At 68.0% G+C, this 13,265-nt stretch carries 12 protein-coding genes and 1 riboswitch; of the genes, 1 reads left to right on the top strand and 11 read right to left on the bottom strand.

From position 1 onward, the window contains the following. Nucleotides 1-30: 30 nt before the first annotated feature. Both GNX95_RS21605 and GNX95_RS21600 read right to left on the bottom strand, forming a co-directional pair. Nucleotides 31-609, bottom strand: a complete 579-nt coding sequence (locus GNX95_RS21605; protein WP_222853803.1) for an alpha/beta hydrolase — start codon at nt 607-609, stop codon at nt 31-33. Nucleotides 610-694: 85 nt separating this feature from the next. After that, nucleotides 695-1,213: a VOC family protein gene (locus tag GNX95_RS21600; RefSeq protein WP_163509206.1), complete on the bottom strand. Its 519-nt coding sequence runs from the start codon at nt 1,211-1,213 to the stop codon at nt 695-697. Nucleotides 1,214-1,418: 205 nt separating this feature from the next. Between GNX95_RS21600 and GNX95_RS21595 the strand changes: the two genes are divergently transcribed. After that, on the top strand, nt 1,419-2,165 hold the full coding sequence (locus GNX95_RS21595) for an SCO4651 family lipoprotein (RefSeq protein WP_163509205.1): 747 nt from the start codon (nt 1,419-1,421) through the stop codon (nt 2,163-2,165). On the opposite strand, the gene GNX95_RS21590 is transcribed toward GNX95_RS21595, so the two are convergent. From GNX95_RS21590 to GNX95_RS21550, 9 genes are read right to left on the bottom strand one after another with little or no spacing between them, the layout of a single operon-like run. Further along, complete coding sequence (locus tag GNX95_RS21590; RefSeq protein ID WP_163509204.1) at nt 2,143-2,559, bottom strand: nuclear transport factor 2 family protein; 417 nt, start codon at nt 2,557-2,559, stop codon at nt 2,143-2,145. The genes GNX95_RS21595 and GNX95_RS21590 overlap by 23 nt on opposite strands. A 51-nt stretch (nt 2,560-2,610) precedes the next feature. Further along, nucleotides 2,611-3,411 (bottom strand): adenosylcobinamide-GDP ribazoletransferase, encoded by an 801-nt coding sequence (locus GNX95_RS21585; protein WP_187369671.1) that lies wholly within the window; start codon nt 3,409-3,411, stop codon nt 2,611-2,613. Beyond that, complete coding sequence (cobT, locus tag GNX95_RS21580; protein ID WP_163509203.1) at nt 3,408-5,036, bottom strand: nicotinate-nucleotide--dimethylbenzimidazole phosphoribosyltransferase; 1,629 nt, start codon at nt 5,034-5,036, stop codon at nt 3,408-3,410. Before cobT ends, GNX95_RS21585 begins: the two co-directional genes overlap by 4 nt. Then, nucleotides 5,033-6,412, bottom strand: a complete 1,380-nt coding sequence (gene cobC, locus GNX95_RS21575; RefSeq protein WP_163509202.1) for an Rv2231c family histidinol phosphate aminotransferase CobC — start codon at nt 6,410-6,412, stop codon at nt 5,033-5,035. The genes cobT and cobC overlap by 4 nt, the downstream gene beginning before the upstream one ends. Next, nucleotides 6,409-7,728: a cobyrinic acid a,c-diamide synthase CobB gene (locus GNX95_RS21570; RefSeq protein ID WP_163509201.1), complete on the bottom strand. Its 1,320-nt coding sequence runs from the start codon at nt 7,726-7,728 to the stop codon at nt 6,409-6,411. Before GNX95_RS21570 ends, cobC begins: the two co-directional genes overlap by 4 nt. Then, nucleotides 7,722-8,336 (bottom strand): cob(I)yrinic acid a,c-diamide adenosyltransferase, encoded by a 615-nt coding sequence (cobO, locus tag GNX95_RS21565; protein ID WP_163509200.1) that lies wholly within the window; start codon nt 8,334-8,336, stop codon nt 7,722-7,724. Before cobO ends, GNX95_RS21570 begins: the two co-directional genes overlap by 7 nt. Next, on the bottom strand, nt 8,336-10,225 hold the full coding sequence (locus tag GNX95_RS21560; RefSeq protein WP_222853923.1) for a magnesium chelatase subunit D family protein: 1,890 nt from the start codon (nt 10,223-10,225) through the stop codon (nt 8,336-8,338). The genes cobO and GNX95_RS21560 overlap by 1 nt, the downstream gene beginning before the upstream one ends. 35 nt (nt 10,226-10,260) lie before the next feature. Further along, nucleotides 10,261-11,769, bottom strand: a complete 1,509-nt coding sequence (locus GNX95_RS21555; protein WP_163509198.1) for a cobyric acid synthase — start codon at nt 11,767-11,769, stop codon at nt 10,261-10,263. Next, complete coding sequence (locus tag GNX95_RS21550) at nt 11,766-12,674, bottom strand: cobalamin biosynthesis protein (protein WP_163509197.1); 909 nt, start codon at nt 12,672-12,674, stop codon at nt 11,766-11,768. Before GNX95_RS21550 ends, GNX95_RS21555 begins: the two co-directional genes overlap by 4 nt. A 30-nt stretch (nt 12,675-12,704) precedes the next feature. Further along, nucleotides 12,705-12,835: riboswitch (cobalamin riboswitch) on the bottom strand. Nucleotides 12,836-13,265 lie beyond the last annotated feature (430 nt).

The raw sequence follows: 13,265 nt of genomic DNA, 5'->3' as shown, positions 1-13,265 counted from the left end.
CGCGCGTATCGCGGTCTCCGTGGATCAGCGTCACCGGCACGCGAGGCGCCCGAATCCGCGCCGTGTCGGCGAGCGCATAGCGCTCCGGCGCGTCGTCGGACCGGCGCCGAGCAACGCACGTGCCGCGCCTTCGTCAAGATCACGCCGAGATGCTTCGACGAGATCGATGACCGGCGCCAACGCGACCACGCCGAGAATGTCGGCTGCCAGGTCCTGCGCGGCGGCCCAGACCGCGAGGTGGCCGCCGGCGGAATGGCCGGCGTACATGACACCGGCAAACGACACTCCTGCGGCCGCGACGAGATCCGGCACCTGCCGCGCCGCCAGTTCGACGTCGTCGAAGGTCGCCGGCCATCCGCCGGCACCGCCGGTGCGCCGATATTCCACGCTGACCACCGTAAAACCGCGACCGGCCAGGTCGACGGCGAGCGGGCCGGTGTACGCACGTGTGATCGGATCGCGCCAGAAACCGCCGTGCCAGAACATCACCAGTGGACCTGTCGCGGCCGACGCGCGTACGTCCGCCACCTGGTCGGGATGCGGTCCGTACGCGAGGGTCAGGTCCGGCGGCGCGGCCGGCCTGCTGAGCACCTCGCGGCTTGCCTCCACCGCGGTCCAGGGTCTGTCTCCATATTCCGCGGGGCGATAGCCGAGCCCAAACGACTCTCATCCCCTCGGAACATCGACACAGACCCTAGCCGAGAATTTTCTGGCCGTTGAAGGTGCCGAGCTCCTCGCGATAGAACTCCAGGCCGATGCCGTTGGGATCGCGGATGTAGAGGCTGTCCTCCACCCCACGGTCCGGACCGAGGTATTCGATCCCCTCGGCGTCGAGTATCTCCTTGATCCGGACGAAGTTCTCCGGTGAGGTGGACAACGCCAGGTGCTGCACGGCGCCGATCGTCTCGCTGAAGTCGGGGTGGCCGTGACCGGGAAAGTCGAAAAAACCGAGCAGATTGCGGTTGCCGATGTCGAAGAAGAAATGGCTGGAGCCGCTGTAGTCCCGGTTTTCCACCAGCTCGACCAGCGGAAAGCCAAGGAACTCCTGATAGAACCTGATCGTCTCCTCGACATCCCGGCAGATCAACGCGATGTGGTGGACGCCTCGCACCGCAGTCGTCGGACGCTCACCGGCCGGACGCAGATATCGGTCGCGCAGCTCGTCGCGCCGCGCGCGGATCTTTTCCAGTTCCTCGCCTTGTGGTTGCGGCATGTCCACTTCCCCATCCTGGCTGGCCAGCCTCAACATAGCACCGCCGACCGGCGGCCGAAACACACCGTTTGCCGGCGATAGCCGTCGGTGAGATCGACGACTGATCGGGCCGCGACCGCGGTCCGTTAGGGCAATCCTCCTGTTTGTCATGGTGTGCCGCACATATCGTGGCAGTCGCTCGCCACACCGACCGAGAGGAACGTCCATGCGCCGCACAGTCGCGGTCATCATCGCGGCCGCCACCGCTGCACTCGCGCTGAGCGCCTGCGGACCGACCGCCAGCAAAACCGGCAGTGCACCGGCCGGCCAGCCCAAAGCGGCGGTCGCGGCGAATCCGGCCGACGCCATCGCCGCCGCGTACGACAAGACACTGGCCGCCAACACCGCGAAATTCAGCGCGCTGCTCGACACGACGATCAGCGGCAACAAGATCAGCCTGACCGGTGACGGCAGCATCCAGTTCAATCCGCTGGCCGGTGACTCCACCCTGAAAGGCAAAGGCACCGACGTCCACATCATCACCATCGGCAGGGACGTCTACATTCAGGGCACCGACAAGAAATGGTCGAAGCTGGACACCAGCAAGACCAGCGGCAGCTCCAACAATCCGGTCGACTATCTGGGATTCCTGAAAGGCGTGACCGGTCCGGTCACCTCGACCGGCACGACCGACGTACACGGATCGCCCGCCACCGGCTACAAAGTCACCGTCGACTTCGCCAAAGCGGTCAAGAACTCGCCCGGTGGTGCGAACAGCCTGTTGCAAAGCGTCCAGTCCGGCGGCATCACGACCGCGCCGATCGACATCTGGCTCGACAACCAGGGCCGGCTCGCGCAGATCAAATACCGTTTCGACGCGAAGGCTCGCGGCGCCGACCTGGTCAGCGACGGAACGGTCGCATTTTTCGACTACGGAACGCCGGTCACCGTCACCGCTCCGCGGGTTGGCTGAACGGCTGGTAACAGTCGTAGTTTCGTTGCTCGGCAATGCGTCCGTCACGGATCCGCAGGACGGTCGCGATATGTGCCCGTATCACGTGGCCGGCCGGCAGATCTCCCATCGCGTTACGCAGTTTTCCGGTCCACAACGACTCGACCAGCACCTGGTCGTCAGCGGCGAACACGTTCTCGATGTCGAAGGATTGCTCACTGACGACCTGCTGGCCTCCCTCAGCCGCGGTCAGAATGCCCTCCAGGTCACGTCGCGCACCCGCTGGTATGATCGAATTCGGCAGCTCGTGATGCACCGCGTCGGCGGTAAAAAACGCCGACAACTCGTCACCAACAGCGCCAGCGGCCACTGCTTCGTGATAGCGGAGTGCCAAGTCAATGTTTGCCTCACTCATAAAAACAGCCTACCCGGAGCTCTGGGATCGCACGCGTAGCGAAGCACTCGTTTAACCGCCGAGAGCCAGTACGACGAGGACGACAGTCGTCGTGGTTTCCACCAATGCGCCGAAGACATCGCCGGTGACGCCACCGAACCGACGCACCGCCAGTCCGCGCAGGATCGCCGCCGCGACCAAACCAGCGAGCACGGCGGCGACTGTCACTATCCCCTTGTCGAGGAGATTTCCACCGGTCCAGGCCAATCCGAGCACGACAAGACTCCACGACCAGCCGACCAGACGGCTCAGGCTCCCGGCCACCAATGCGCCGAAACCGTCCGGCCGCGCTGACGGCACGTGCCGCGAACACGCCACCACGACCGCGATCCGGCCGGCGACGACTGCGGCGATCACCGCCAGCATCCCAAACTGCCAGCCGAGGTGCATGCATTGCGCCAGCGCGGAAATCTGCACGATCACCAAGAGAAGCAGTGTCACGACGCCAAACGGACCGATGTCGGACCGGCGCATGATCTCCAGCGCACGTGCCGGTGCTGCTCGCGAGCCGAGGCCGTCCGCGGTGTCGGCGAGTCCGTCAAGGTGCAGGCATCGAGTCGCGGCCGCCAGCAACGAGATCGCCAACGTCGCGGCGAGATAGTCGCCGATCGGTCCGAGCGCGAGAAAATGGACGGCGTAGAGCACCGCCGCCGCCACCGCGCCCAATGCGATCCCGATGGTCGGAAGCCACACGATCGCCAACCGAGCCGTACGCCGGTCGGCGCGCACCGTCGCGGTCACCGGGACCGGTGTGACGGTGAACATCGTCACCGCGAGCAACAGCGAAACGACGCCGCGACGTACGGCACTCATTTGAGCCTGGTCGGTATTCCTGCGATCATGTGCACCACTTGATCACTGACCGCGGCGATCCGCGCGTTGACACGTCCGAGTTCGTCGCGAAAACGTCGACCGGCCGGCGTCGGCGGCACCACGCCGGAGCCGACCTCGTTGCTGACCGCGACCACCTGACGACCGGTCGTCTGCCAGGCGGACACCAGGGAATCCACTCGGTCGGCCAACATCTGGTCAGCGTCCGGTTTCTCCGCCCACAGACCGCAGTCGTCCATCACCCCGCTGAGCCAGGTCGACAGGCAGTCGACCATCAGCGGCACGGAGGTGTCCTCGGCCAACAGCGGCACCAGATCACGCGTCTCGTGCGTACGCCAGGAAGCCGGCCGGCTGGCGCGATGTGCGGCCACTCGGGCGGTCCATTCCGGATCGTCCGCCGCCGGCAGCGGTCCAGGCGCGACGTAATCGACCGTGTCCACATCGGACAGAAGTGCCTCCGCTTCGGCGGATTTGCCTGACCGCGCACCGCCGAGTACGAGCACGCGCCGGCCTGCCGGTCGCGGACCCTCGGCCGCGGCCGGCGACACGTTCTTGTCGGTGACACCGGCACTGTCGAAGGTGGCTACCTCACGCAGCACGCGTACGGCACTTTGCACCAACGGCAGAGCCAAAACCGCGCCGGAGCCTTCGCCGAGCCGCAGGTCGAGGTCGACCAGTGGCCGCAGTCCGAGGCTGGCCAGGGCAATCGCCGCACCTGGCTCGGCCGAGCGATGGCCGGCCACCATCGCCGCGACAGAGTCCGCGGCAACCGCTCGTGCGGCAAGCGCTGCCGAGCAGGCAATCACACCGTCGAGCACGACAGGCACCCGCAATGCGGCCGCACCGAGCACGAATCCGGCCAGAGCAGCATGCTCCAGGCCACCGACCGCGGCTAGTACGCCGACAGGATCGGCAGGATCGGGAGAATGCAAGGAAAGCGCGCGCTGCACGACCTGGATTTTCCTGTCATACATGGCATCGTCGATGCCGGTGCCGCGGCCGGTCACCGCCGCGGGGTCAGCGCCGGTGAAGGCCGCGATCAACGCGGCGGAGGCCGTCGTGTTGGCGATCCCCATGTCACCGGTCAAAAGGCACCGATTGCCGGTGTCGTAAAGCAGGCGCGCCACCTCGATGCCGACCTCGATGGCTCGTACGGCCTCCGCCCGCGACATCGCTGCCTCCACAGTGATGTCCGCGGTGCCTGGCCGCACTTTCCGCGCCAGCACGCCAACTGCCGGCGGCAGCTCCGCGGCGACACCGACGTCCACGACCATGACCTCCGCGCCGCTCTGCCGAGCAATCGCGTTCACAACGGCGCCGCCAACGGCGAAATTCGCCACCATCTGGCCGGTCACCTCCTGCGGCCACGGCGACACGCCCTGCGCGTGGACGCCGTGGTCGGCGGCGAACACCGCGACCGCGGCCGGTTCCGCCAGTGGCGGCGGACATTCGCCGGCCAGGCCGGCCAGCCGGATCGACTCGGTTTCCAGCGCTCCAAGCGATCCCGGCGGTTTGGTGAGCCGGCTCTGCCGCTCCTGCGCGGCTCGCATCGCGGCCTGGTCCGCCGGCCGGATCGCGGCCAACGTCTCCTCCAGCACGGCACTCATAAGACCTCCGCAAGAACACCGACGAAGGCGTCGGTCGTCGCCGGATCGCGCACCGCGATCCGCAGCCAGTCCGGTCCCAGACCGGGAAAAGTGTCACCGCGCCGGACCGCGAAACCGCGCTTGCGAAGCCGATCGCGTACGCCGGGGCCATCGGCCAGCCGCAGCAACACGAACGACGACGCCGGCTCCACCGGCAAGTCAATTCCCAGAGCGCGCAAACGGCTCACGAGATAGCCCCGGTGGCGTGCCAGGACCTCAGCCGCGGCGGCGGCCTCGGCGACCGCGACCGGTGTGGAGCATGCTTCGGCGGCGACGGCTGCCAGGCTCGACACAGACCACAGCGGCTGTGCACGCTCCACAGTGGACACCACGGAACGTTCGGCAAGCAGGTAACCGACCCGCAGGCCGGCCAGGCCCCAGGTTTTTGTCAGGCTGCGTAACACCACCAGGCCCGGCACGTCCGCATCTGCGGACAGCGACTCGGGTTCGCCGGCGATGGTGTCGGCGAACGCCTCGTCGACAACGAGCATCCGGCCTGGACGTGCCAGCTGGCGCAGGGTGGCGGCCGGATGCAGCACCGACGTAGGGTTCGTCGGATTCCCCACCAGCACGAGATCCGCATCCGTCGGAACCAGGGCAGGATCAAGGAAAAATCCCGACTCGGCCGGCAATACGACCCGTTCGACACGGTGACCGGCAGCGCGCATCGCCGCCTCCGGCTCCGTGAACTGCGGATGCACGACGACGATCCGGCGTGCTCGTGTCGTCCTTGCCAGCAATACGAAGGCTTCCGCCGCACCAGCGGTCAGCAGCACCTCGGCCGGGTCGCGGCTATGCCGCCGCGCCACCGCGAGGCGAGCGGTCGTGACATCCGGATACGCGGAGATTTCCCGCAGCGCCTGGGTCAACTGGTCGCGCAGCCAGCCCGGCGGTGCGCCGGCGCGTACGTTCACGGCGAGGTCCACCAAACCCGGCTCCGCGTCGGCGTCACCGTGATGCGACAGGTCAAATGTCAGCCGTCCCACCGAGACGGTCGCGACGGCCGATTTCTCACGCTGCACAACGATCTCCGCACCGGCGGCAAGGACAGCCGCTTCGGCGACACTGCCCGTGCCGACCGCACACGCCGCCGCGTCGCTCATTTGCGAGACCTCGATACTGGCCAGCGTCGTCGCCGGACAGGCGACAACAGGCACGCCCAAACGCCGGGCCGCTTCGACCACGGCCGGCTCCGTCGCCTTGACGTCCACAGTGGACAGTTGGCTGACGGCGCCGATCGACAGCCCGGCCTCGGCGAGCGTATTGGAGAGCAGCGCAAGGATGTCGTCCGCGGTCGCGCCTGACCGGCATCCGACGCCGACGACGAGCGCGCTCATCCGGCCGCTGCCTGGACGAACCGGCTGGCGATCTCCGGGTGGCCGGCCCAGTGCAGGTGCAGATACGAGGCATGGACGGAGCCGATCGCGAAACCTTCGGATCGTCCGTCGTACGACCAGGCCGCCGGTCCTGCCGCCGGTTCGACGGCCGTGCGGTGAAACTCGTGCCCGGTGACCGAAACGCCGCGCGGCAACAGCACGGAGTCCGTCGCCGACACCGCGTCTCGATAACCCAGCGACAACCGAGGCGTCATCGCGGCTTTGGCATCCAGCACGCCACACATCGGATGGCCGTCAAGTTCTCTGGACAGATACAGCAAACCGGCACACTCGGCGGCGATCGGGCCATCGAACGCGGCGACCGCGCGCCGAAGCGGCTCGTTGCCAGACAACGTTTCGGCATGGATCTCCGGAAACCCGCCACCGATCACCAGTCCGGCGGTGCCGTGCGGAAGCTGCGGATCGTGCAGCGGATCGAAGGGCACCGCCTGGGCACCGGCTGCCGTCAGCAGCTCGGCGGTTTCGGCGTACGAGAAGGTGAATGCCGGTCCGGCCGCGATCGCCACGATCGGTCGTCGCGACACCTGACGGACCGGTGCCTGCCACGGCCGGCCAGCCAGCGAGCCGGCGGAGCGCGCAATGCCCACGACCGCGGCCAGGTCGACGGATGCCGCCATCGCGGCGCCGAGGTTGTCCACAGTGGACACCGCCGTCGCGGCGCGTTCGGCGGCCGGCACCAGTCCGAGATGGCGCGATGGCGCCGAAATCGCGTCGTCGCGCCGCAGGACCCCCAACACCGCAATGCCGAGCTCGCTCAGTGCGGTGCGCAGGATCTCCTCGTGCCGGTCGGAGCCGACGCGGTTGAGGACGACGCCGGCAATCCGGATCCTCTGGTCGTACGCCTGAAAACCCGCGACAGCCGCGGCCACCGATCGACCCTGCGCGGCGGCGTCCACCACGAACAGCACCGGAGCGTCCAGAAGACTGGCCACGTGCGCCGTCGATCCGTACGAGGTCGTGCCGCGTCCGTCGTACAACCCCATGACACCTTCGACAATCGCGATGTCACAACCGCTTGCGCCGTGCAGGAACAGGGGCACCACGAGTTCTTCGCCGCACAACACGGCATCCAGGTTGCGGCCCGGCCGGCCGGCGGCCAGTGCGTGATAGCCGGGGTCGATGTAGTCCGGGCCGATTTTGTGCGGTGACACGGAAAGTCCGCTGGCAGTCAAGGCCGCCATCAGACCGGTCGCCACCGTCGTCTTGCCGTGTCCCGACGCCGGTGCCGCGACGACCAGCCGGGGGACGGTCACCATTCGATGCCTCGCTGACCTTTCTGGCCGCTGTCCATCGGATGCTTGATCTTCGTCATCTCCACCACCATGTCGGCGGCTTCGACCAGTGGCGCGGCGGCATCGCGGCCGGTGATCACGACATGCTGGCGCCCCGGCCGGTCTCGCAGCGTCGCGACCACGTCGTCAACGTCGACCCAACCCCATTTCAGTGGATACGTGAACTCGTCCAGCACATAGAAGTCGTACGTCTCCGCCGCCAGATCCCGCCTGATCTGAGCCCATCCCTCGGCGGCACTGGCAGCGTGGTCCTGCTCGCTGCCTGGCCGCTGGATCCACGACCAACCCTCACCCATCTTGTGCCAGGCGACCGGTCCACCTTCGCCGGTCTGCCGGTGCATCGCGCCGAGCGCGCGAAAAGCCGACTCCTCGCCGACCTTCCACTTGGCACTCTTGACAAACTGGAAGACGCCGATCGACCATCCCTGGTTCCAGGCGCGCATCGCCATGCCAAAGGCGGCCGTGGACTTGCCGCGCATCTGTCCAGTGTGGACGATCAACAGCGGACGGTTGCGCCGTTGGCGCGTCGTCAGGCCGTCGTCCGGCACCACGCTCGGTTTTCCTTGCGGCATCAGGCCGCTCCGGTGAGCGTACGCACCGAGGCAGCAAGTGTCTCGACCGCCAGCTCCTCCAGCCGGAGCACCGGACCGTCCAGCACCGTCGCCAGCTTTTCCGCCAAACCCAACCGGATCGGACCGTTCTCGCAATCCACGACAACGGCCGCGACGCCTTCGGAGGCCAACAACGCGGCCGTGCGATGCGCGTCCTCCAGGGGGCTGCCGGCGCGACCCGTCGCTCGTCCGTCGGTGACGACGACGAGAAGCGGCCGCCGGCGCGCGTCTCGCAGGCGTTCGACCCGCAGGACTTCGCGTGCTCGCAACAAACCCTCCGCCAGGGGCGTACGTCCGCCGGTCGGCAATGCGGTCAACCGAGCCGCCGCGGCATCCACCGATGAGGTCGGTGGCAGCACCACTTCCGCGCTGTCACCACGAAAAGTCACCAGGCCGACCTTGTCGCGCCGCTGGTAGGCGTCGAGAAGCAGCGACAGGACAGCGCCTTTGACCGCACTCATCCGGGCTCGCGCCGCCATCGATCCGCTGGCGTCCACGGCGAAAAGCACCAGGTTCGACTCGCGTCCTTCGCGACGCGCGAGCCGCACGTCCTCCCGCCGGACGACCAGTCCAGTGCCGCTGCGTCCCCGAGCCTTCTGCTGCGGTGCCGCGGCGGCCATCGTCGCAACCAGATGCGGACGACCGGATTTTCCGGTGGACGGACGAGATCCGGTCACCCGACCGGAGTCGGTCTTCGCGCGCGACCGGCGGCCGGCGACGCCGCTGCCGACACCTGGCACTTCCAGCCGGCGCGTACGGAAGGTCTCGGTCGGCGCTGCGACCGACTCTTTGGACGGCCCCATCGCATTTTCTCCGCTGGCGGCGGCGCCGGAGCCAGGTCCGTCGTCGTCCGGCCCAGCAGGCCCCGGCGGCGGATCGGCTTCAGACAAGGCATTGTCGAGCTGCTCCTCGTCCAGTCCCGGTGCGTCGAACGGATTCCGGCGACGCCGGTGCGGCAACGCGAGCCGAGCCGCGACACGGACGTCCTCGGCGTCGACGGTCTGCCGCTCCTGCCAGGCCGCGTGCGCGATTGCCGTGCGAGCAATGACAATGTCGGCGCGCAGGCCGTCCACCTCGAAGGAGGCACACACCGACGCGATCTGTCGCAGCGCGGCATCGGGCAGGTCCACATCGGACAGCGACGCCTGCGCGCGTACGATCCGCTCCGACAACTTTCGTTCCTGTTCAGCGAAACGAGCGGTGAAGGCGGCCGGATCCGCGTCGAATCCGAGCCGCCGGCGGACCACCTCGGCACGGTCGTCGACCTTCCGTGGCGCGGCCACCTCGACGGTCAGGCCAAATCGGTCGAGCAGCTGCGGCCGCAGCTCGCCTTCCTCCGGATTCATCGTGCCGACCAACAGAAAACGCGAGCGGTGCCGCACCGACACCCCTTCTCGCTCCACATAGGACGTGCCGAGTGCGGCCGCGTCGAGCAGCAGGTCGACCAGATGGTCGCCGAGCAGGTTGACCTCGTCGACGTAGAGAATCCCGCGATGTGCCGCCGCGAGCAGGCCCGGCTCGTACGCCTTGACACCTTCGGCCAGCGCACGCTCGATGTCCAGCGCGCCGACCAACCGGTCCTCGCTCGCGCCGACCGGCAGCTCGACCAGCCGCGCCGGACGGTTCTCGGCCGGATCCGTCGAGCAGTGCGGCCCGTCCGGACATGACGGGTCGGCATCGGCCGGATCGCAGCTGAAACGGCAGCCGCCGACGACGGCCACCGCCGGCAGGACCGCTGCCAACGCGCGCACAGCGGTGGACTTCGCCGTGCCTTTCTCACCGCGTACGAGCACACCGCCGATCGCCGGAGAAACCGCGTTCAGCACCAGCGCGAGGCGCAGGTCGTCCATCCCGACGACCGCGCTGAGCGGAAAGATCGGCGCAGTCACGGGCTTTCCCCCTCAAGGTCCGGCGCACCTGGCGGCACGAACGGCAGTCCGGCCGGCGGACCGGCTTCCAGCAGTCGCAGCACATAACCGGTGTCCAGGTTGTCGGCCACCAGATCCCCGGCGATGTCCAGCGATCTTTGTCGTACGGCGGAAAAGCTCACCTCGGCCGGGACGAAGCGGCGGTTGGCGACCGCCGCGACCTCGGCGAGAAAGCATCGCCGAAACCCGTCGTTTTCGAGGATTCCGTGCCAGCTGGTCCCCCAGACGCTGTCGGACCGGCAGCCGTCCAGAAAAGAATCACCGGAGGAGACCGAAACGCGGCCGTGGTGGATCTCGTAGCCATCGACATCCTGGTCGTACGCGCGTCCGGTCGGCCGCCCGAGCACCTTTTCGGCTGCAAAGTGGACAGCCGTGGGAAGGACGCCAAGCCCGGTGACTTTCCCCTGTCTGCTCTCCACATCGTCGTGGATGACACCGGCGAGCATCTGGTAACCACCGCAGATGCCAAGCACCGGTTGCCTCGCCGCCGCACGTCGCGAAATCGCGTCGGCGATGCCGTTGTCGCGCATCCAGGACAGATCCGAGACTGTGGCGCGTGTGCCAGGCAACACGACGAGGTCGGCGTCGGACAGTTCTTCCGGGCGTGTAACGAAACGTACGGCGACGCCTGGCTCGGCGACCAATGGATCGACATCGGTGAAATTCGAAATCCGCGGAAAACGTACGACCGCGACGCGCAACATGTCCGCACCGACCGGCGGTCCTACGGCCGGCAGGTCCGCGGCGAGCGCCAGTGAATCCTCGAGGTCCAGCCAAAGTCCACGTACCCACGGCAACACGCCTGCCACCGGGCGGTCGGTCAACTGCCGCAGGCCGGCCAGACCCGGACCGAGCAGGCCTGGATCGCCGCGGAACTTGTTGACGACGAAACCACAGATCAGCGCCTGGTCGGCGGGTTCGAGGAGCGCCAATGTGCCAAACATGGCTGCGAAAACACCGCCACGGTCGATGTCACCCACCACCAGCGTCGGCAGGCCAGCGGCGCGGGCCAGGCCGAGATTGGCGATGTCGGTGGCGCGCAGGTTGATCTCGGTCGGGCTGCCGGCGCCTTCGCAGATCACCGCGTCATAGCGTGAGCGCAGGTCCGCGAGCGAGTCGAGTACGGCGTCGCGGAGCCGCGCTTTCACCTCATGGTAGGAAAGTGCGCTGACTTCGGCGATCGGCCGGCCGAGCAACACGACCTGGCTGTGCCGGTCGCTGCCGGGTTTGAGCAGTACCGGGTTCATCGCGGCCTCCGGCTCGATCCCGGCGGCGGCCGCCTGCGCGGCCTGCGCGCGGCCGATTTCCGCGCCATCGCGGGTAACCGCGGAGTTGAGCGACATGTTCTGCGCCTTGAACGGCGCGACCTTGACCCCCTGGCGAGCAAGCCAGCGGCACAGGCCAGCGGTCACCATGCTCTTGCCGGCGTCCGATGTGGTGCCGGCGACCAACAACGCGCCGCTCATGACAGCACCTTTCGCGTAAACGCGAACAAAACCGCCGCCGCAGCGCCGACCAGGCGGGAAAGCAGAGCAGCACGCGCGATGTCGTCGGCCGTCGGTGCCCTGCCGGATCCGAGATTTCCGCGTATCTCCACGCGATCGCCGTAGCGGTTGGCGCCGCCGAGCCGTACGCCGAGCGCGCCGGCGAACGCGGCCTCGCACCGGCCGGCATTCGGGCTCGGATGGTCGCCGCCGTCCCGAAACATCGTTCGCAAGGTGTGGACGGGATTGCCGCCGACCGTCGGGGCCAGTGCCGCGGCGAGAAAGCCGGTCATCCTCGCCGGCAGCCAGTTGGCCAGGTCGTCGAGTCTGGCCGCAGCCCAGCCAAAACGCGCGTAGCGCGGGTTGTGATGACCGACCATCGCGTCCAAGGTGTTGACCGCTCGGTATGCCAGCAGGCCCGGCAGTCCAGCCACGGCACCCCAGAACAGCGGCGCGACGACCGCGTCGGAGGTGTTTTCGGCAATCGATTCGACGGTCGCCCGGCTGAGCTCGGACGCGTCCAGCTCGGTGGCGTCGCGGCCGCACAGGTGGCTCAGCCGCTGCCGTGCCGCCGGGAGATCGCCGCCGGCCAGCAAAGTCCGCATGTGCCGGCCTTCGCGTACGAGCGAGGTGCCGCCAAGAACGGTCCAGGTCGCCGCCGCGGTGATCGTCCACGACCGCTGTCCGGCGACGCCGACCAGGGCCGCGCCGCCGACGAGGGTTGCGGCGTACGCCGCGCCGCGTGGTCGGCTGTCGGCCCACATCCGGTTTTCCAGGGATGCCGCGACGCGGCCGAAAACCGCGACCGGGTGGCCGCGCCGCGGGTCGCCGAGAACGCCGTCGAGCAACGTACCCGCGAGCAGTGCGAGCGGCACGCCACGCAGCATCGACACGCCTTCCTCGAGGTGTCCACGCCTCGGGACGAAGGATCGACGGCCGGAGTTCCTGGCTGCCGGGCTGGGTGGCCTGGCTAACAGTGGCGGGACCGCGCCGGATTCACACCGGCTTCCTCCACTGCCGTCGACGAACCCTCGTACGCAACCACAGCCGTTTCCGCAGTGTCAAGGAGCCCCGCGCCGCGACCACATCACACGCCCGCGCCGCCATCGACGATCGCCGCACCACTTCCAACGGAACCGGACCATCCGATCCGACGCGGGGAAAGGCCTGCCGCCAACTCGCAGGCACCCGACGCGACCCGACCACACGGACGGGGGTCCGGGGGCTCCGACCCCAGGAAAAACAACGATGACCGATCCGCCATGGAAGTCGTGCCCGACGACCAGGCAGCACCATCGGTCGAGTGCGCCGGGCCGGTCGGGGGCCCGGTCCGGCGCGTATTCCAAGATATAGGTATGGCGAGACATAAACAACAGTCTCCGCGGACATAGCGCGTGAAATCACCGCAAAGACTACGCACCGCGTTGTTTAGGTCACTCGATACGTATATCTTGAGTCGTCGGCGGGTCGGGAGGCAC

The sequence above is a fragment of the Fodinicola acaciae genome, from assembly GCF_010993745.1.
In the GTDB taxonomy this organism is placed as follows: Bacteria; Actinomycetota; Actinomycetes; order Mycobacteriales; family HKI-0501; genus Fodinicola; species Fodinicola acaciae.
Note: the sequence above shows the minus strand (reverse complement) of the source record. Positions and strands in the feature narration are given on the sequence as shown.